This is a genomic window from Citrobacter sp. TBCP-5362 (assembly GCF_005406305.1).
Taxonomy (GTDB): Bacteria; Pseudomonadota; Gammaproteobacteria; order Enterobacterales; family Enterobacteriaceae; genus Citrobacter_B; species Citrobacter_B koseri.
The window spans coordinates 2,236,259-2,255,542 of sequence record NZ_CP040234.1; the positions used below are offsets into that span (position 1 = coordinate 2,236,259).

Annotated in this window: 15 protein-coding genes; 10 read left to right on the forward strand and 5 right to left on the reverse strand. The window is 52.8% G+C overall.

What is annotated here, in order from left to right:
- Nucleotides 1–4: 4 nt before the first annotated feature.
- Complete coding sequence (gene nifJ / locus FD428_RS10700; RefSeq protein WP_114847875.1) at nt 5–3,529, reverse strand: pyruvate:ferredoxin (flavodoxin) oxidoreductase; 3,525 nt, start codon at nt 3,527–3,529, stop codon at nt 5–7.
- A gap of 275 nt (nt 3,530–3,804) precedes the next feature.
- Here nifJ and FD428_RS10710 point away from each other — a divergent pair, with 275 nt between their 5' ends.
- Nucleotides 3,805–4,071 (forward strand): DUF333 domain-containing protein, encoded by a 267-nt coding sequence (locus FD428_RS10710; protein ID WP_012132302.1) that lies wholly within the window; start codon nt 3,805–3,807, stop codon nt 4,069–4,071.
- On the opposite strand, the gene hslJ is transcribed toward FD428_RS10710, so the two are convergent.
- Nucleotides 4,068–4,490 (reverse strand): heat shock protein HslJ, encoded by a 423-nt coding sequence (gene hslJ / locus FD428_RS10715; protein WP_047463583.1) that lies wholly within the window; start codon nt 4,488–4,490, stop codon nt 4,068–4,070. The genes FD428_RS10710 and hslJ overlap by 4 nt on opposite strands.
- A 113-nt stretch (nt 4,491–4,603) precedes the next feature.
- Nucleotides 4,604–5,593 (reverse strand): D-lactate dehydrogenase, encoded by a 990-nt coding sequence (ldhA, locus tag FD428_RS10720; RefSeq protein WP_012132304.1) that lies wholly within the window; start codon nt 5,591–5,593, stop codon nt 4,604–4,606.
- 788 nt (nt 5,594–6,381) lie between these two features.
- On the opposite strand from ldhA, the gene FD428_RS21730 reads away from it, so the two are divergent.
- From FD428_RS21730 to FD428_RS10755, 8 genes are all read left to right on the forward strand, one after another.
- A complete protein-coding gene (locus FD428_RS21730; protein ID WP_123907487.1) occupies nt 6,382–7,017 on the forward strand; it encodes a hypothetical protein in 636 nt (211 codons plus the stop codon).
- A gap of 34 nt (nt 7,018–7,051) precedes the next feature.
- Nucleotides 7,052–8,074 carry a YadA C-terminal domain-containing protein gene (locus FD428_RS10725; RefSeq protein WP_114847876.1) on the forward strand — a complete coding sequence of 341 codons (1,023 nt, stop codon included), beginning with the start codon at nt 7,052–7,054 and terminating at the stop codon, nt 8,072–8,074.
- A 48-nt stretch (nt 8,075–8,122) separates the two neighbouring features.
- Nucleotides 8,123–8,584, forward strand: coding sequence for a helix-turn-helix domain-containing protein (locus tag FD428_RS10730; protein WP_114847877.1), 462 nt, complete (start codon nt 8,123–8,125; stop codon nt 8,582–8,584).
- A 47-nt stretch (nt 8,585–8,631) separates the two neighbouring features.
- Complete coding sequence (locus FD428_RS10735; RefSeq protein WP_114847878.1) at nt 8,632–9,075, forward strand: DUF417 family protein; 444 nt, start codon at nt 8,632–8,634, stop codon at nt 9,073–9,075.
- A 344-nt stretch (nt 9,076–9,419) separates the two neighbouring features.
- Complete coding sequence (locus FD428_RS10740) at nt 9,420–12,059, forward strand: YdbH family protein (protein WP_114847879.1); 2,640 nt, start codon at nt 9,420–9,422, stop codon at nt 12,057–12,059.
- On the forward strand, nt 12,056–12,238 hold the full coding sequence (locus FD428_RS10745) for a YnbE family lipoprotein (protein WP_012132311.1): 183 nt from the start codon (nt 12,056–12,058) through the stop codon (nt 12,236–12,238). Before FD428_RS10740 ends, FD428_RS10745 begins: the two co-directional genes overlap by 4 nt.
- Nucleotides 12,239–12,245: 7 nt before the next feature.
- A complete protein-coding gene (locus FD428_RS10750) occupies nt 12,246–12,569 on the forward strand; it encodes a YdbL family protein (protein ID WP_024130313.1) in 324 nt (107 codons plus the stop codon).
- 117 nt (nt 12,570–12,686) lie between these two features.
- Nucleotides 12,687–13,556, forward strand: coding sequence for an aldo/keto reductase family oxidoreductase (locus FD428_RS10755; RefSeq protein WP_012132313.1), 870 nt, complete (start codon nt 12,687–12,689; stop codon nt 13,554–13,556).
- A 62-nt stretch (nt 13,557–13,618) separates the two neighbouring features.
- Here FD428_RS10755 and azoR read toward each other — a convergent pair whose 3' ends face one another.
- Nucleotides 13,619–14,224, reverse strand: coding sequence for an FMN-dependent NADH-azoreductase (gene azoR / locus FD428_RS10760; RefSeq protein WP_114847880.1), 606 nt, complete (start codon nt 14,222–14,224; stop codon nt 13,619–13,621).
- Nucleotides 14,225–14,425: 201 nt separating this feature from the next.
- Here azoR and hrpA point away from each other — a divergent pair, with 201 nt between their 5' ends.
- On the forward strand, nt 14,426–18,328 hold the full coding sequence (gene hrpA, locus FD428_RS10765) for an ATP-dependent RNA helicase HrpA (protein WP_114847881.1): 3,903 nt from the start codon (nt 14,426–14,428) through the stop codon (nt 18,326–18,328).
- An 8-nt stretch (nt 18,329–18,336) separates the two neighbouring features.
- Here the strand turns inward: hrpA and FD428_RS10770 are convergent, their stop codons facing one another.
- Nucleotides 18,337–19,245, reverse strand: a complete 909-nt coding sequence (locus tag FD428_RS10770) for a LysR family transcriptional regulator (RefSeq protein WP_114847882.1) — start codon at nt 19,243–19,245, stop codon at nt 18,337–18,339.
- Nucleotides 19,246–19,284: the final 39 nt, after the last annotated feature.

The window sequence follows — 19,284 nt, forward strand, 5'->3', positions numbered from 1 at the left end:
CGTATTATTCAGCACCGCTCTTTTCTGCTTTACCTGCCAGTTGAGCAAGGAAGTCATAGCGTTTTTGCAGATCCGCCGTCGCATCCTTCCAGAGCTGTTCAGCAACGTCTGGCTGCTGTGCATTCAGGCGGCGGAAGCGTTGCTCGTTGAGCAGCGTCTCTGCCAGCGCGTCTGACGGTGGACGGGAATCCAGCGCCAGCGGCAGTTTACCCTCATCGGCGCGACGCGGGTCAAAGCGGTACAGCGGCCAGAAGCCGGTAGCCGTTAACTGACGCATCTGATCGTGGCTCAGCGCCAGGTCGTAGCCGTGTTCTTCACATGGGCTGTATGCAATGATCAGCGATGGCCCCGGATACGCTTCCGCTTCCTGGATTGCTTTCACCGTCTGGTTTAACTGCGCGCCCAGCGAGATCTGCGCGACATACACATGACCGTACATCATCATGCTCACACCCAGATCCTTACGCGCTTTGCGCTTGCCGTGTTCGCCAAACTTCGTGACCGCGCCAAGTGGCGTCGCCTTCGACGCCTGTCCGCCGGTATTGGAATAACACTGCGTGTCCAGAACCAGAATATTGACGTTCTCGGTCAGGCTCAGCACATGATCCAGACCGCCAAAGCCAATATCGTAGGCCCAGCCGTCACCGCCAATCAGCCAGATTGATTTCTCAATCAGCGCATCGGCATCGGTTAACAGTTCATGCGCGCCGTCGACATCTTTCAGATGCTGGCGTAATGCGGCGACCTGTTCACGACGAACTTCCGGCGTCGCGTCGGCGTGCAATGCGTCGTTTAAATCCGTTGGGATGCGATCGGCGAACTGTTCCAGCAGCCGCATGACGCGCACGCGATGCTGATCAACTGTCAGGCGGAAGCCCAGACCGAATTCGGCGTTATCTTCAAACAGCGAGTTCGCCCATGCGGGGCCGCGACCGTTGGCATCGGTGGTGTAAGGCGTTGAAGGCAGGTTACCGCCATAAATAGAAGAACAGCCGGTCGCATTGGCAATTAACATGCGGTCGCCATACAGCTGGGTCAGCAGCTTGATATACGGCGTTTCACCACAACCGGAGCAGGCGCCGGAGTATTCGAACAGCGGCGTGATCAGTTGAGAGGTGCGAATATCAATACGCTCCAGCTTGCTCTTGTCGATTTCCGGCAGATTGAGGAAGAAGTCATAATTCACTTTTTCTTCTTCGACATGTTCAAGGCGGGACATCATGTTGATGGCCTTGATTTCAGGGTTCTGGCGGTCTTTCGCCGGGCAAACTTCAACACACAGGTTACAACCCGTGCAGTCTTCCGGCGCCACCTGCAACACGTATTTCTGACCACGCATATCGCGTGATTTCACATCCAGCGAGTGCAGACTGGCCGGGGCGTTCTCCATTGCTTCCGGCGAAACCACTTTAGCGCGGATCGCCGAGTGCGGGCAGGCGGCGACACAGTGGTTACACTGGGTACACAGCTCTTCTTTCCAGATAGGGATCTCTTCGGCGATGTTGCGTTTTTCCCAACGGGTCGTCCCCATCGGCCAGGTGCCGTCTGGCGGCAACGCTGAAACGGGCAGGGCGTCACCAAGCCCGGCGAGCATGGCGGCTGTAACCGTTTTAACGAAATCGGGCGCTGCGTCAGACACCACCGGAGGACGATTTGCGCTGTGCGGGTCCACCGCCTGCAACAGAACTTCTGTTACCGATTCGCGCGCCAGCGCCAGCGCCTGCCAGTTACGCTCAACCAGCTCCTGGCCTTTACTGCTGTAGCTTTTCGCTATCGCTCCCTGTAATTCCGCCAGCGCGCTTTCACCAGGCAGAATCTGCGTCAGGTGGAAGAAGGCCATCTGCATCACGGTATTAATACGTGCCGCCAGTCCGCATTCGCGGGCGATTTTAGCCGCGTTAATCACAAAGAACCGCGCTTTTTTCTGGTTCAGCACCGCCTGAACTTCCTGCGGCAGACGTGCCCAGACTTCATCTGCGTTGTACGGCGTATTGAGCAGGAAAATACCGCCTGGTTTCAGACGTTCCGCCATCTGATATTTATCAATAAACTGCAACTGGTGGCAGCCGACAAAATCAGCCTGCGCCACCAGATAAGCGGAACGAATCGGCTGCTCGCTGACGCGCAGGTGAGAGACCGTCAGCCCGCCAGCTTTCTTCGAGTCATAGACAAAGTAACCCTGTGCATACCACGGCGTGGAGTTACCAATAATCTTGATGTTGTTTTTGGTTGCAGAAACGCTGCCGTCGCTGCCCAGACCATAAAATAGCGCTTCCAGTTTCGCTGTACCGGGCAGGGTGTTTTCCGGCAGGGGCAGAGACAGATTAGTGACATCATCATAGATGCCAACCGTGAAGCGGGATTTGGGTCTGGCGCGCGCCAGTTCGTTGAAAACAGCCAGCACGCAATCGGGGCCAAACTCTTTTGAAGAGAGGCCATAGCGCCCGCCGATCACGCGCGGTAAGGTTTCTCTCTCGCCGCTGTTGAATGCCTCCGCCAGCGCGGTCATCACATCCAGATACAGCGGTTCGGCCTGCGCGCCAGGCTCTTTGGTGCGATCCAGTACGGCGACGGTACGTACGGTTTCCGGCAGCGCCTGTAATAAATGTTTTGCTGAGAACGGACGGAACAGACGGACTTTCAGTACGCCCACTTTTTCGCCGCGCGCCAGCAGCTCGTCCACCACTTCCTCACAGGTGCCGATTGCGGAACCCATCAGAATAATGACGCGTTCCGCCTGCGGGTGGCCATAGTATTCAAACGGCTTGTACTGGCGACCGGTGGCTCCGGCGAAATCATTCATTGCCTGTTCAACGTGGTCATAAACCGCGTTGTACCACGGGTTCGTGGCTTCACGGGACTGGAAGTAGGTATCCGGGTTGGCAGACGTGCCGCGAATCACCGGATGTTCAGGATTGAGCGCGCGGGAGCGGTGCGCGTCAATTTCAGCCTGCGGCATCAGTTTCAGAATGGTGTCATCCGCCAGCGGCACAATTTTATTGATTTCATGCGAGGTGCGGAAACCATCAAAGAAATGAATAAATGGTACGCGGCTTTTCAGCGTGGCAATCTGCGAAATGAGCGCGAAATCCTGCGCTTCCTGAACGCTACCGGCGCTCAGCATGGCGCAGCCGGTCTGGCGAACCGCCATCACATCAGAGTGATCGCCAAAAATAGACAAGGCATGAGTAGCAATGGTGCGTGCGGCGACGTGGAGTACAAACGGCGTGAGCTGTCCCGCCAGTTTGTACAACGTTGGGATCATCAGCAGCAGGCCCTGAGATGAGGTAAATGAGGTCGAGAGCGCGCCGGTCTGTAATGCCCCGTGAACGGTGGCGATGGCGCCGCCTTCCGACTGCATTTCTACGACGCGAGGGGTATCGCCCCAGACGTTCTTAAGCCCGTTTCCGGCCCAGGCATCCGCCTGCTCAGCCATTGTCGAACTGGGCGTAATTGGGTAGATGGCGATAACTTCGCTGGTACGGAATGCGACCGAAGCAACCGCGCCATTACCGTCAATAGTGATCATATGACACCCTTACATTGCACAAAAAGAGGGACTCGCGAAACATCGGCGGGCCCTGATAGTTATCTCTCTATTTTAGCAAACCCCGATCTCTACCATTTTCGCTTTTGTGTCCCTGGAATAGAGGGAATGAATGATTTGATCAAAGAGAGGGCAAAAAAATTGCTAAAAAATGTCAATGAACCGCATAAATGGGCAGTTTGCCTCTCGACGACGCAGGGCAGCCTGCCTATTATTTATGGCGGTGTCGTTTTGGCTAACGTTCAGAGGGGAGAGAGATGCGCGCAGCGTTTTTAGTGGGGTGTGCCGCGTTATTATTGTCGGCCTGTAGTAATGAGCCTGTTCAGCAGGCGACGGCAGCGCATGTTGCGCCGGGGTTAAAGGCGGCAATGTCCAGTTCCGGGGAAGCTAACTGCGCCATGATTGGCGGGTCGCTCTCTGTTGCCCGTCAGCTTGACGGGTCGGCGATCGGCATGTGCGCATTACCCAACGGCAAACGCTGTAGTGAACAGTCGCTCGCTGCTGGAAGCTGCGGCAGCTATTAATGCACTAAATCAGCCAGTCGGAACATCAGCGTTTGTTCTGCGGTCGCCAGCGTCAACTGGTTAGCCGTTAAGTCGACCTGCGCGCCTTGTTTGAGCATCGCGCTGATGGTGTGATCCAGTTCATTTAACTGCGGGTCGGCGCACATCATACGCGTCATCGCCATTTCTTTGACTTTCAGCTCGCCATCAGACAGCTTGCCCTGGCCACTGAAGCGGTTGCACATGCGGCCGGAAACCGTCATTTTTTCACCGAAGCTTAACTCCGGGGCGTTCTTACCCGCAGCGACTGGTTTTCCGTTTACACTCTCCAGAACAAAACGGTGATGCTGTAGCTGATCACGGTTAACGGAGACTTTTCCATTGCTGACGCAGCCTGCCATAAGCATGCTGAGTGCAACCAGTGCGACGATCTTCTTCATTAAAACTCTCTACATTTGCTGACGGGAAATCATTCATAATTGTAATGATATAGCCTGGTATATCATCGGGGATTATCTGAAAGTGCTCCCCTGAACGCAGGGGAGCAGAAGGGTCAGAACAGGGCGTTCGGGCAGGTTTCACCTTTTGAGAGCTGTTCCAGATTTTGCAGAGTGGTTTCCGAGATGCTGGTCAACGCTTCCGCGGTCAGGAAAGCCTGGTGCCCGGTGAATAGCACGTTATGGCAGGCAGACAGACGACGGAATACGTCATCCTGAATCACATCGTTGGACTTATCCTCAAAGAACAGATCGCGTTCGTTTTCATAGACGTCCATCCCCAGTGAACCAATCTTCTGGTTTTTCAGCGCTTCAATTGCCGCCTGCGAATCAATCAACGCCCCACGACTGGTGTTGATCACCATCACCCCGTTTTTCATCTGATCGAACGCGGCATGATTAAGCAAATGGTAGTTTTCAGCTGTCAGCGGGCAATGCAGAGAAATGACATCAGACTCTGCAAACAGCGTCGGCAGATCGACATACTCCACGCCAAGCTCCAGCGCGGCGGCGCTTGGGTAAGGATCAAACGCCAGCAGTCTCATACCAAAACCTTTCAGAATACGCAGCGCGGCGACGCCGATCTTGCCCGTCCCGATCACGCCAGCCGTTTTACCGTGCATGGTAAAACCGGTCAGACCTTCCAGTGAAAAGTTTGCATCACGGGTACGTTGATAAGCGCGATGAATGCGACGGTTCAGCGTCATCATCATACCAATCGCATGTTCGGCGACGGCTTCAGGAGAATAGGCCGGGACGCGCACGACTTGCAGACCCAGCTCTTTTGCGGCGTCCAGATCGACGTTATTGAAGCCAGCGCAACGCAGCGCAATGTATTTTACGCCGTGTTTTTTCAGCTCTTCCAGAACCGGGCGGCTGCCGTCGTCGTTAACGAAGATGCATACCGCCTCGCAACCGTTGGCGGTTTTTGCCGTTTTCTCAGTCAGCAGAAAGTCAAAAAATTCAAGTTCAAAACCAAAGGACTCGTTAACATGTTGCAGGTACTTCTTGTCGTACTGCTTTGTACTGTAAACAGCGAGTTTCATAAGACTTTCTCCAGCGATGGTGGAATAACATTGAATTAATTAAAATTATCTTACAAAATTTAAAAAATAATTGATAGAAGTGACCATGACATAATGAATAATTTTAGAACATCTCTTCTTAAGGCACCTATCATACTAAAATTAAACAACTTTCTTTAACACATATTTCCCTTCCGGTCATTCTGAACCCACGCCTTATCAGTGGGTCAGTTACTCTTCCATAGACTGACGTATCCTTTCTGTAGCGAATCAGGCTGACAGACGTTCGTAACGTCGAACAACCGACAGACATAACCTGCAAACCATCACTTTCATACGAAATCACCTATCGCTTCAATTGATTGACAAAAATTAATAATTGCTCCGCCCATCGCTCCATTCCATGATGAATTTCATGAACTTTTTCATTTGCTGTGATATTTATCACATTTCTGTAAATTTCACCAATTGTCCTGTCTGGTGTGACCAGCAGTAATTTCCCTTTTATTTTTTGCACTTATTTAAACAGGCGTTGATATGCTCCTGTTATCCCGTTTATCAAGGGATTGTCAAAGGATTCCAAATAAGCATAATTTAACCAAGAAATTAGTTTTGTTATTTTAACTGGAATCTTCGTGATTTTTATTAACACGTTTAATACAAACGAGAGTGGAGGGATGATATTGCCTTAACTTAATACATACTATTAACAACACAGCATGTTAAATCCTGTCTTATCCGGCGAAGTTAAGTTGGAGGTGTTATTATGACTGCGCGCAGTATCGTAGCGACTTTTTAATGGAATAAAAATGTACGCGATGAATCTGTCGATGAATAAGCCTGGAACAGTAAGCAAGATAACCTTATTGAATAAACCAATTTCAATAACTGAAAATGCCTGCTCTACATGTAGTCTACTGGAGCAGCTTCACAGGTATCCTTCAGCTACTGTCGTAATATATGGGCGGCCGTCTTTATTTTTGAGTTTCTGGCTGCATGTTCGGGAATGTTACCCGTGCGCAGCATTGATATTTAAGCATGGCTATTTTTTGCCTGTGGATGAGACCATTGCTGAGTTTTTTAACTACTTCACTATTGAAGGGAGAAGCGGTGTAAAACACCACGATAAAACAATACAGCGTGTAATTTATTTTCTTCCTCCTGTTTTACTAAGGAAAGAATCTGTTCAGGATACAGCATATCTTACGGATACAGTACCTTTACTTAATGAAATAACACATGCGCGACTTTCTTCCGGGAGGTTATCGAAGCTGTCTAAAAGTGTTCTTGCACTAATACTTTCTGGCTTCAGTCGAGAGATGATAGCAATTAATTTAAAAGTTGGAATCAGGCAAGTCTGGTTGATTGAAAACTTCCTACGCAAAAGATGGCGAATTCCAGATTGTTGTTCTCTGGTTGAGTCTGTTTATTTCTGCAATAGATAAAAATTGTTCCTAATTTTAATTTAAGGGTGTTTACATGCATAAGAATGTTATGGCCTCTATGTTAGGTGTGGTTTTGTTCGGGGCTCTAAGCAATATCAGTTGGGCAGCGGACCAGGACGACCCCAACGCACCAATTACCAAAAAAGAACTATTTAACCACCTGGTTGAATTAGCTCAAACCATTTCTCAAAAAGGGGAGAATTATCGAGATGAGGTGGTTAGATTTGTAGACGGACGTGTAAGTAACGCTACAAATACGACGAAAAATTATATTAATGAACAGGTTAATACTCAAAATCGCTCACTGGCTTTACAGCAGGAGGCAGTAAATAAGCTAAAACAGGACGTGACCGTAAGCGTTGGAAAGGTTAATAAAGAACTGGATGAACAAAAGGATGTTCTGCGCGGCGAAATCGGCCAGGCCAAAGCTGATGCAATTGCACAGGCTGACAATAATGCGAAAGTCGTGCGTGGCGAGCTTAAGCAGCAGGGTGACTCCCTGCGTGGTGAAATCGGCAGCGCCAAAAGGGATGCCTACGCACGGGCCGACAGTAATGCAAAAGCCGTGCGTGGCGAGCTTAAGCAGCAGGGTGATTCCCTGCGCGGCGAAATCGGCAGTGTCAAAAGGGATGCTTACGCGCGTATAGACAACAATACGGAAACTGTTCGTGGCGAGCTTTCTCAGACCAGCAAATATTTATCTGGAAAAATCAATGCTAACCAGTCTGCGGCCAGTAAGAATAGTCGCCGTTTAGATCTTCATGAATCCTGGCAAAAAATGGCGGCAGACAGAATGAATGGTCTGCAAAAACAGATATCTAACAACCGCAAAGAAATTCGTGAAAGTGCAGCTCAGAATGCGGCGCTTGCAGGTTTATTCCAGCCTTATAGCGTGGGTAAATTTAATGCTACTGCGGCATTGGGAGGATATTCAGATAAGCAGGCAGTAGCCGTTGGGATCGGCTACCGCTTTACAGACAATGTTGCAGGTAAAATGGCAGTTGCGGCCGGTGGAGACTCCGTTTCATGGAACACGGGTATTAGTCTGGAGTTCTGATTAAAGCTTACAGCAGGGGGTATTTTACTCCCTGCTCAGGGAGCAATAATGAAAATTATCATCGCGACGCATGATTTTTATTTTCAGCAAGGCGCTGAAGTATTATTCAATTCGTGTGAGGCACTTGGCGTTGAACATTTTAACAGCGAAAGAGAAACGTATTTTATTATCTGTGATAATGAGTTCGCCGGACTCATGAGCATACTTTTCTACGGGTATGATTTTTACCTTGCCTGCAAGTCAGAGCCTTGCAATATGAAGCATGGATCTTGTTTGAATGATCAAGGTAAATCATTAACACATAATGAAAGAATTATCGCTTTCCTTTTATACTATAAACACTTTAGTGTAGAGCAAATCGCCAGGGTGAGAGGTCGAAGTAAGAAAACAGTATATTCGCATATTTACAATATCAAGAAAAAAATCGGCTTAAAAAATGGAATGCACCTGCCATTTAAAAGTAACGGCATTGATCGGAATGCTTTTTTTGAACTGATATTTCTCATCTGAGATAAAATCTGGCTGGCATCTCATTATTATCTTCCCGGAGAATATGAATGAAGAATTTCATTAATCGATTTATTCACTCAGATTACGATATCGTCATTCTTCGCCTGAGCGTTATCGGTGTATTTATGTTGTTTGGTACTTATAAATGGTTTGATTTTGAAGTTATGGCCCTGGAGCCTCTGATTTCATCAACATGGCTCAATATTCTGTATTTGATTTTTGGTGTCCACGGGGGAAGTTATTTCCTTGGCGTTATGGAAACCATTACATTTCTTGCGTTGATCATTGGCTTCGCCCGACCTGGTGTTGGCATATCTGGCGATCTCATTGTTATCACTACAGGAGTAACGACTCTGAGCCTGCTGCCACAACTGGGGAAAATTGACAGCTTCATTATCAAGGATGTTCTCTTGATTGGCGCTGGCGCAGTTTTGCTGAAATATGACCTTACCCGGTATCTGGCATTCAGGAATGGAACATACCGGGTATAAACGCTGCTACAGGATGGCAGGAATGTGAGCCCTGGCAGAGGATCTGCAAATGCTCAGTCCTCTGCGCCTCTGTTTTCCGTAATAAATCAGGAGACTGAGTTAATTCAGTACAAAATGTTTGCCTGACTGCGGATGTGCGCCATCATGGTGAGATGGCAGAAAGAACGGATACTAACGCTCTGTTATATCATCAACTTTATCATTTCTAAGACGGCCTCAAAATTGTTGGGTCGCGGCAGAACATCTATCCTTAGTGAGGGCGACGCCTTCAACTGAGCGCCCAAACATGCCACAATACGGGCCTTACCGGCTTAATTTTTGCTAAATCAGGATATTAACTACCCATGAAGGGTAAATACAAAGCCGTTCTCGCGCTACTTTTATTATTGATCCTTATACCGTTAACGCTGCTCATGACGCTTGGCCTGTGGCTTCCTACGCTGGCGGGCATCTGGTTACCGGTTGGTACGCGTATCGCGCTGGATGAAAGCCCGAAACTTACGCGCCACGGCCTGCATATCCCGGAGCTGCGTTATCTGGTGGAGGACTGCCCGTTAGCACGCATGAGCGGCGCGGAACTCACCCATCCCAGCCGCTGGCAGCTGAATATCGGTACGCTTGAACTGGACTCCGCCTGTCTGGCAAAACTCCCTGAATCTGAACCATCGCCCGCGGCGCCGCGCACGCTCGCAGAATGGCAGTCTATGCTGCCTAATACCTGGGTTAATATCGACAGGCTTATTCTTTCTCCCTGGCAGGAATGGCAGGGGAAATTGTCGCTTTCGCTGACGCCAGCCCTCCAACAGATTCGTTATCAGGGCGAGAAGGTCAACTTTCAGGGGCGGCTGCACGGGCAAAACTTCACCGTCAGCCAACTGGAGGTGAGCGCCTTCGAAAATCAGCCCCCTGTAAAACTGGAAGGAGAATTTACGCTGCCTCTGGTGCCGGACGGGCTGCCGGTGAACGGACACGCCGTCGCAACGCTGAGCCTGCCGCAGGAACCGTCGCTGGTGGATGCGGAACTGGAGTGGCGGGACAACGCCGGACAGCTGATCGTCATGGCGCGCGGTAACCCGGAGCCGCTGCTCGATCTCCCCTGGCAGGTTACTCGCCAGCAACTTGCCATCAGCGATGGACGCTGGAACTGGCCGTATCAGGGCTTTCCGCTGAGCGGACGTCTGGGGATCAACATTAATAACTGGCAGGCAGGTCCTGAGAATGCGGTGATAAGCGGCCGGTTGAATGTTCTGACGCAAGGCGATGCGGGTAAAGGCAATGCGGTGCTGACGATTGGGCCAGGCAAGCTGAGTATGGATAACAGCGACATGCCCTTGCGTTTAACCGGTGAAGCGAAACAGGACGATCTGATTTTTTATGCGGTACTGCCGACACAGCTCACCGGCAGTCTGGCCGATCCACAACTGACCTTTGAACCCGGCGCGCTGTTGCGTTCTCGTGGCCGGGTGATCGACTCTCTGGATATTGACGAAATTCGCTGGCCGCTGGCTGGTGTAAAAGTCACCCAACGCGGAGTTGATGGCCGATTACAGGCAATTTTACGCGCGCACGAAAATAAGATGGGCGACTTTGTCCTGCATCTTGATGGGCTGGCGAATGATTTTCTTCCCGATGCAGGGCGCTGGCAGTGGCGTTACTGGGGCGAGGGCAGCTTCACCCCGATGAACGCCGGTTGGGATGTCGCCGGGAAAGGAGAATGGCACGATAACACCATCACGCTTACCGACCTGTCCACCGGGTTCGATCAACTGCAATACGGCACGATGACGGTGGCGTCTCCGCGCCTGGTGCTGGATAAACCGATCGTGTGGGTTCGTGATGCCGGGAACCCGACCTTCAGCGGCGCGTTATCGCTGGATGCGGGCAATACCGTATTCACCGGCGGCAGCGTCTTACCGCCGTCAACGCTCAAATTCAGCGTTGAAGGAACGGACCCAACGGTATTCCAGTTCAAAGGCGACCTGCACGCCGGGGCGATTGGGCCAGTGCGGGTAAATGGGCGCTGGGACGGCATTCGTTTACGCGGGCAGGCCTGGTGGCCAAAACAGTCGGTTACGGTCTTCCAGCCCTTGCTGCCTCCTGACTGGAAAATGAATTTGCGCGCAGGCGAACTGTATGCGCAGGTGGCTTTTTCCGCCGCAGAGGATCAGGGGTTCGAAGCGGGTGGACACGGCGTACTGAAAGGCGGTAGCGCCTGGATGCCGGACAACCAAATCAACGGCGTCGATTTTGTGTTGCCGTTCCGTTTCAGTCAGGGTGCCTGGCAACTGGGGACGCGCGGGCCGGTGTCATTACGCATCGCAGAGGTGGTAAACCAGGTCACCGCGAAAAATATCACGGCCGACCTCCAGGGAAGTTATCCGTGGAGCGAAGAGAATCCTTTATTGCTGAGTGACGTGAGCGTGGATGTGCTGGGCGGCAAAATCATCATGAAACAGCTGCGTATGCCGCAGCACGATCCGGCACTACTGCGGGTGCAAAATGTCTCTTCCAGCGAACTGATCAGCGCGGTGAATCCCAAACAATTTGCGATGTCCGGCCCGGTTAGCGGCGCGCTTCCGCTGTGGCTGAGTAATGAAAAATGGATCATTAAAGACGGCTGGTTAACCAATCCAGGCCCGATGACGCTGCGTATCGATAAAGATACCGCCGATGCGGTCGTCAAAGACAATATGGCGGCGGGCGCGGCAATCAACTGGTTACGCTATATGGAGATTGCCCGTTCGTGGACGAAGATTAATCTGGACAATCTGGGCGTGCTGACCATGCAGGCGACGGTCACGGGTAAAAGCCATGTGGACGGTAAAGTCGGCACGGTTAACCTGAACTATACCCATGAAGAAAATGTCTTTACGCTCTGGCGCAGTTTGCGTTTTGGCGACAACTTACAGGCATGGCTTGAACAAAACACCGCGTTGCCGGAAACCCGTTGCCCGGAAGGCAAGGAATGTGAGGAACAACAATGAAAACGATGATTGCCATGCTGGCGCTCTTCTTACTGGCGGGCTGTACGCCGCGTATTGAAGTTGCAGCGCCGAAGGAACCGATCACCATCAATATGAACGTCAAAATTGAGCATGAAATTCATATCAAGGTTGATAAGGACGTGGAAAGTTTATTGAAGTCACGTAGTGATTTGTTCTGAGGTCATGATGAAAAAACAGCTTAGAGCGACCGTTCTTATCCTGAGTTTATTGAGCTGCAACGCCATCGCGTTGACCCTGAGCGAAGCAAGAACGCAAGGGCGAGTGGGGGAAACGCTTAATGGTTATCTGGTGGCGCTGGCAACCGATCCAGAAACGCGCTCGCTCGTCAGCGAGATTAATAAAGAGCGTAGCGCCAGTTATCAACAGCTGGCGAAAAGCCATCAGATTCCGGTGGATGAGGTGGCGAAAATGGCCGGACAAAAGCTGGTCGACCGGGCAAAGCCGGGTGAGTATGTGCAGGGCATTAACGGTAAGTGGCTGAAAAAGTAACTGGCAACAGTGCGTAGCTTCTACGTATTTTCTGTTTTGTATGATAAAGCGCGATAATTTGCAGGGTAAGTTTCTATACTGTCTGCTCCGAAGCGATATTCAGCAAGAGGGGCAGTTATGGCAAGTCACGGTAATTCAGCGACGTTTTCTCTCGGTTCCCGGCAGGTAAAACGGCTGGGGTATGGGGCCATGCAACTGGCAGGACCTGGTGTATTTGGCCCACCGAGAGATCGTCACGTCGCGCTGACGGTGCTTCGGGAGGCGATTTCGCTGGGTGTGAATCACATTGATACCAGCGATTTTTACGGCCCGCATGTTACGAACCAAATCATTCGAGAAGCGCTGCATCCGTATCCTGACGATCTGGCGATCGTCACCAAAATTGGCGCCCGTCGCGGGGAAGATGCGTCGTGGTTGCCCGCTTTCTCGCCTGCGGAATTGAAGCAGGCGGTTCACGATAATCTGCGTAATCTCGGACTTGATGTGCTGGATGTGGTCAACCTGCGCGTTATGTTCGGCGACGGTCATGGCCCGCATGAAGGATCTATCGAAGAGAGTTTTAGCGTGCTGGCTGAACTTCAGCAGCAGGGGCTGGTGAAGCATATCGGTCTGAGCAATGTCACCGCGAAACAGGTGGCTGAGGCAAGGAAGATTGCCGAAATTGTTTGCGTGCAGAATGAGTACAATATCGCCCATCGCCAGGATGACGCACTCATTGACGCGCTGGCGGGCGAGGGTATCGCTTATGTGCCGTTCTTCCCGCTGGGCGGGTTTACGCCGTTGCAGTCATCAACGCTCTCCGACGTTGCCGCCAGCCTGAATGCGACGCCAATGCAGGTAGCGCTGGCATGGTTGCTGCAACGTTCAGCCAATATCCTGTTAATTCCGGGAACGTCGTCAGTGACGCATTTGCGTGAAAATATGGCGGCAGGGGATTTGCAACTTTCGGATGAGGTTCTTGCGGTGCTGAATGGCATGAATGCCTGATGGAGGTTATCCGGCCTGCGGGAGGATGACACCCCTTGCAGGCCGGATGAGGCAAATAAATCTTATGCAGCAACAACGCTGTCAATCGCCGCTTTGGCATCAGTCTGCGCTTTGGCCGCGACTTCCGGGCCGTAAGCAATCCCTTCAGCAAACACGAAGTTCACGTCGGTGATACCAATAAAGCCCAGGAAGACTTTCAGGTACGGCGCGATCAGGTCTGTCGGCGTATCTTTGTGGATACCGCCACGGCTGGAGAGAATCACCGCACGTTTACCGGTCACCAGACCTTCCGGCCCTTTCTCGGTGTAACGGAAGGTGACGCCTGCGCGGGCAACCAGGTCAAAATAGTTTTTCAACTGAGTAGGGATGTTGAAGTTGTACATTGGCGCCGCAATGACGATCACATCGTGCGCTTGCAGTTCCGCGATCAGCTCGTCGGACAGCGCCAGCGCGTCCTGTTGACGCGGAGTCAGCGGAGCGTCGCTCGGGCGCAGGGCACCCACCAGTTCGCCATCCAGTACCGGAACAGGATTCGCGGCCAGGTCGCGCACGGTGATCGCATCCGCAGGATGCTTTTCGCGCCACTGTTCAACAAAATAATCAGACAACTGACCAGACTGAGAGTACCCTGCCAGAATACTGGATTTAAGAACTAATACTTTGCTCATGGGTGTTTCCTTTTATGTGTTTGAATGGGGTGAGCCCCGTTGCTTGTTGACACTCTATTCACAATCCTGTCGCAGAGATAGCGCAATATATCGAATCCTATGTTCGAAATTATTGAACAACACACGAAAAGCGCCGATGTGGTACTCTATACCAATCATTAAAAAGAGATTTTACCCGGCAGAGCACTGCCCTCTAATGCTATGACAGAACAACAGAAAATCACCTTCGCCGCACTTCAGCAGCAGCTGGATACGCTGATGCTGCGTGACAGGCAGCGCTTTGCCCGCCGCCTGCATGGCGTGAAGAAGGTTAAAAAACCTGATGCACAACAGGCCATTCTCCTGGAGATGGCGAAAGAGATTGAACAGGCAGCAGGTAAAATTGTGCTGCGCGAAGCCGCCAGACCGGAAATAACGTATCCAGAAAACCTGCCTGTCAGCCAGAAAAAACAGGCCATCCTGGAGGCCGTTCGCGACCACCAGGTGGTGATTGTGGCGGGGGAGACCGGCTCGGGTAAAACCACGCAGCTGCCGAAAATTTGTATGGAGCTGGGGCGCGGTATTAAAGGGCTGATCGGCCATACGCAGCCGCGTCGTCTGGCGGCGCGTACCGTTGCCAACCGTATTGCCGAAGAGTTGCAAACGGAACCGGGCGGCTGCATCGGTTATAAAGTCCGTTTCAGCGATCACGTCAGCGACAACACGATGGTCAAGCTGATGACGGACGGTATCCTGCTGGCGGAAATCCAGCAGGACAGGCTGCTGATGCAGTACGACACCATCATCATTGATGAAGCGCACGAGCGCAGCCTGAATATCGATTTTCTGCTTGGCTACCTGAAAGAGCTGTTGCCGCGTCGCCCGGATCTGAAAATCATCATCACCTCCGCGACCATCGACCCGGAGCGCTTCTCGCGTCATTTTAACAATGCGCCGATCATTGAAGTTTCCGGCAGAACGTACCCGGTTGAAGTGCGCTATCGTCCGATTGTCGAAGAAGCGGACGATACCGAGCGCGATCAGCTTCAGGCGATTTTTGACGCGGTGGATGAACTGGGGCGTGAAAGTCCCGGCGATATCCTGATCTTTATGAGCGGCGAGCGTGAAATCCGCGATACCGCCGATGCGCTCAATAAACTCAATTTGCGCCATACCGAAGTATTGCCGCTGTATGCACGCCTCTCTAACAGCGAGCAGAACCGCGTGTTCCAGTCGCACAGCGGACGTCGCATCGTGCTGGCGACTAACGTGGCGGAAACCTCGCTGACCGTACCGGGCATTAAGTACGTTATCGATCCCGGCACTGCGCGCATCAGTCGCTACAGCTACCGTACCAAAGTGCAGCGGCTGCCGATTGAACCGGTTTCACAGGCTTCCGCTAACCAGCGTAAAGGCCGCTGCGGCCGTGTGTCGGAAGGGATCTGCATCCGTCTGTATTCGGAAGATGACTTCCTGTCGCGCCCGGAATTTACCGACCCGGAGATTCTGCGTACCAACCTGGCTTCGGTTATTTTGCAAATGACGGCGCTGGGGCTGGGCGATATCGCCGCATTCCCGTTTGTTGAAGCGCCGGATAAACGCAACATTCAGGACGGCGTGCGTCTGTTGGAAGAGCTTGGGGCGATTACGACCGATGAGCAGCAAACGGCTTATAAACTGACGCCTTCAGGACGCCAGTTGTCGCAGCTGCCGGTAGACCCGCGTCTGGCGCGGATGGTGCTGGAAGCGCAGAAACACGGCTGCGTGCGTGAGGCGATGATCATCGCCTCCGCGCTGTCTATTCAGGACCCGCGTGAGCGCCCGATGGATAAACAGCAGGCGTCCGATGAGAAACACCGTCGTTTCCACGATAAAGAGTCTGACTTCCTCGCCTTTGTGAATCTGTGGAATTACCTCGGCGAGCAGCAGAAAGCGCTGTCGTCGAACCAGTTCCGCCGCCTGTGCCGCACCGATTACCTGAACTATCTGCGCGTGCGCGAATGGCAGGATATCTACACCCAATTGCGCCAGGTGGTGAAAGAGCTGGGTATTCCGGTAAACAGCGAACCGGCGCAATACCGTGAAGTGCATATCGCGCTGCTGACCGGGCTACTGTCGCATATCGGGATGAAAGATGCCGACAAGCAGGAGTATACCGGCGCGCGTAACGCCCGTTTCTCCATCTTCCCGGGTTCCGGTTTGTTCAAGAAGCCGCCGAAGTGGGCGATGGTCGCAGAACTGGTGGAAACCAGCCGCCTGTGGGGGCGCATTGCGGCGCGCATCGATCCAGAATGGGTGGAACCGGTTGCCCAGCATCTGATTAAGCGTTCTTACAGCGAACCGCACTGGGAGCGGGCGCAGGGCGCGGTGATGGCGACGGAGAAAGTGACCGTGTACGGTCTGCCGATAGTGGCCGCGCGTAAGGTGAATTACAGCCAGATCGACCCGGCGCTGTGTCGCGAGTTGTTTATTCGTCATGCGCTGGTAGAGGGCGACTGGCAGACGCGCCACGCCTTCTTCCGCGACAACCTGAAGCTGCGTGCGGAAGTGGAAGAGCTGGAGCACAAATCGCGCCGTCGCGACATTCTGGTCGATGATGAGACGCTGTTTGAGTTCTACGACCAGCGCATCAGCCATGACGTGATCTCCGCGCGCCACTTCGACAACTGGTGGAAAAAAGTCAGCCGTGAAACGCCGGATCTGCTCAACTTTGAAAAGAGTATGCTCATCAAAGAGGGCGCGGAAAAAATCAGCAAGCTGGATTACCCGAACTTCTGGCACCAGGGGAATCTTAAGCTGCGGCTGAGCTATCAGTTTGAACCGGGCGCCGACGCCGACGGCGTCACCGTCCATATCCCGCTTCCGTTGTTAAACCAGGTGGAAGAGTCCGGGTTTGAATGGCAAATTCCAGGTCTGCGCCGTGAGCTGGTGATTGCGCTGATTAAATCGCTGCCGAAACCGGTACGGCGGAACTTTGTTCCGGCGCCGAACTATGCCGAAGCGTTTTTAGGTCGCGTAACGCCGCTGGAGCTACCGTTGCTGGATGCGCTGGAGCGTGAATTGCGGCGGATGACCGGCGTGACGGTAGATCGCGAAGACTGGCACTGGGATCAGGTGCCCGATCATCTGAAGATCACCTTCCGCGTGGTGGATGACAAAAACAAGAAGTTGCAGGAAGGGCGCGCTTTGCAGGGGCTGAAAGAGGCACTGAAAGGGAAAGTCCAGGAAACACTCTCGGCGGTGGCTGATGACGGCATCGAGCAGAGTGGGCTGCACATCTGGAGTTTCGGTCAGTTGCCGGAAAGCTATGAGCAGAAACGCGGCAATTATAAAGTGAAGGCGTGGCCTGCGCTGGTAGATGAGCGTGATAGCGTCGCCATCAGGCTGTTCGACAATCCGCTGGAGCAGCAACAGGCAATGTGGTGCGGTTTACGCCGCTTGCTGCTGCTGAATATTCCGTCGCCGATTAAGTATCTGCACGAAAAACTGCCGAATAAAGCCAAGCTCGGTCTGTACTTCAACCCGTATGGCAAAGTGCTGGAGTTGATTGACGACTGTATCTCCTGCGGCGTGGACAAGCTGATTGACGCCAATGGCGGCCCGGTATGGACGGAAGAGGCTTTTGCCGCGCTGCATGAGAAGGTGCGTGCTGAGCTGAACGACACCGTTGTCGATATCGCGAAGCAGGTCGAGCAGATCCTGACCGCCGTGTTCACGATCAACAAACGTCTGAAAGGACGCGTGGATATGACGATGGCGCTGGGGCTGTCTGATATCAAAGCGCAAATGGGCGGGCTGGTGTATCGCGGTTTTGTCACCGGCAACGGCTTTAAGCGCCTCGGCGATACGCTGCGCTATTTGCAGGCGATTGAAAAACGGCTGGAGAAACTGGCGGTTGATCCGCACCGTGACAGGGCGCAGATGCTGAAAATCGAAAGCGTGCAGCAGGCCTGGCAGCAGTGGATTAACAAGCTGCCGCCAGCCCGCCGTGATGACGACGACGTCAAAGAAATCCGCTGGATGATTGAGGAGCTGCGCGTCAGCTACTTTGCACAACAGCTCGGCACGCCGTACCCGATCTCCGATAAGCGCATTTTACAGGCGATGGAGCAAATCAGCCTGTAGCTCCATGCTCAGCTCAGGCAGGAGATACCTTCGGGTATCTTCTCCTGCGGGGCGGCGCACTTTAGCCTGTCATAAAGCAGCGCAATGTCTTTTTCGAATGCCGTATCTTGCGGCCAGACCAGATAGTAGCCTTCTCCGGTTGCCACTGCTTCATTGAACGGAAGGGCGAGCAGACCGCTTTTTACCGCCTCCAGACTGAGCAGCAGATCGCCCACGGAGACGCCATGCCCCCTTATCGCCGCCTGATTTCCCTGTTCCAGCGTGTCGAACACTTTTCCCCGACGGGTATTCAGCCCGTTAAATTTACCGCTGCGCGCCAGCCATCGCGTCCAGTCGCGCCGGTCTGGCGAAGGGTGAATAAGCTCGCAGTCGGCAATGTTTTCTCGTACCTGTTCAAGCAGCGCGGGGGCGCATATCGGGATCAGCCACTCTTTAAAAAGCAGCCTGCTTTGCGTGCCGGAACCAAAATGACCGTTGCCTAACAGGATGGCGCAGTGAAAGGGTTCGCGATTGAAATCCACCGTATCGGTGTCCATCCAGACGCTGGAAAGCTCCACGTTAAGCGAGGGCTCCTGCTGATGTACGCTGTTCAGCACGTCCAGCAACCAGCCCATTGTCAGGGTTGAGGGCGCCTTTAAGCGCAGACCGTGCTGCTGGTTGCGAAACGCGGAGCAGGCGTTTTCCAGCGTCCGAAAGCCTGTGGCCAGCTGCTCCGCCAGCGTGCGTCCCGCTTCCGTTACCTCAACCTGCGGGCCGTTGCGGTGAAACAGCGGGCAGTCAAATCTTGTCTCCAGGGTACGGATGTGTCTGCTGATCGCGCCCGGAGTGACGTTCAGCGCGTCAGCGGCTTTGCTGAATGATCCGAGGCGGGCGGCGGCTTCAAAAGCGCGCAGGGCATACAGTGGCGGCAGAGTCATGGCGATACGCTATTGTGAGTTTTACTCACATTAAATAGC

Excerpts from the sequence above, each read along its gene's own strand:
- FD428_RS10740 (WP_114847879.1), top strand. The coding sequence starts at position 9,420 with ATGAAGGGTAAATACAAAGCCGTTCTCGCGCTACTTTTATTATTGATC.
- FD428_RS10725 (WP_114847876.1), top strand. The coding sequence starts at position 7,052 with ATGCATAAGAATGTTATGGCCTCTATGTTAGGTGTGGTTTTGTTCGGG.
- hslJ (WP_047463583.1), bottom strand. The coding sequence starts at position 4,490 with ATGAAGAAGATCGTCGCACTGGTTGCACTCAGCATGCTTATGGCAGGC.
- ldhA (WP_012132304.1), bottom strand. The coding sequence starts at position 5,593 with ATGAAACTCGCTGTTTACAGTACAAAGCAGTACGACAAGAAGTACCTG.
- FD428_RS10735 (WP_114847878.1), top strand. The coding sequence starts at position 8,632 with ATGAAGAATTTCATTAATCGATTTATTCACTCAGATTACGATATCGTC.
- FD428_RS10730 (WP_114847877.1), top strand. The coding sequence starts at position 8,123 with ATGAAAATTATCATCGCGACGCATGATTTTTATTTTCAGCAAGGCGCT.
- azoR (WP_114847880.1), bottom strand. The coding sequence starts at position 14,224 with ATGAGCAAAGTATTAGTTCTTAAATCCAGTATTCTGGCAGGGTACTCT.
- hrpA (WP_114847881.1), top strand. The coding sequence starts at position 14,426 with ATGACAGAACAACAGAAAATCACCTTCGCCGCACTTCAGCAGCAGCTG.
- FD428_RS21730 (WP_123907487.1), top strand. The coding sequence starts at position 6,382 with ATGTACGCGATGAATCTGTCGATGAATAAGCCTGGAACAGTAAGCAAG.
- FD428_RS10710 (WP_012132302.1), top strand. The coding sequence starts at position 3,805 with ATGCGCGCAGCGTTTTTAGTGGGGTGTGCCGCGTTATTATTGTCGGCC.
- nifJ (WP_114847875.1), bottom strand. The coding sequence starts at position 3,529 with ATGATCACTATTGACGGTAATGGCGCGGTTGCTTCGGTCGCATTCCGT.
- FD428_RS10750 (WP_024130313.1), top strand. The coding sequence starts at position 12,246 with ATGAAAAAACAGCTTAGAGCGACCGTTCTTATCCTGAGTTTATTGAGC.
- FD428_RS10755 (WP_012132313.1), top strand. The coding sequence starts at position 12,687 with ATGGCAAGTCACGGTAATTCAGCGACGTTTTCTCTCGGTTCCCGGCAG.
- FD428_RS10745 (WP_012132311.1), top strand. The coding sequence starts at position 12,056 with ATGAAAACGATGATTGCCATGCTGGCGCTCTTCTTACTGGCGGGCTGT.
- FD428_RS10770 (WP_114847882.1), bottom strand. The coding sequence starts at position 19,245 with ATGACTCTGCCGCCACTGTATGCCCTGCGCGCTTTTGAAGCCGCCGCC.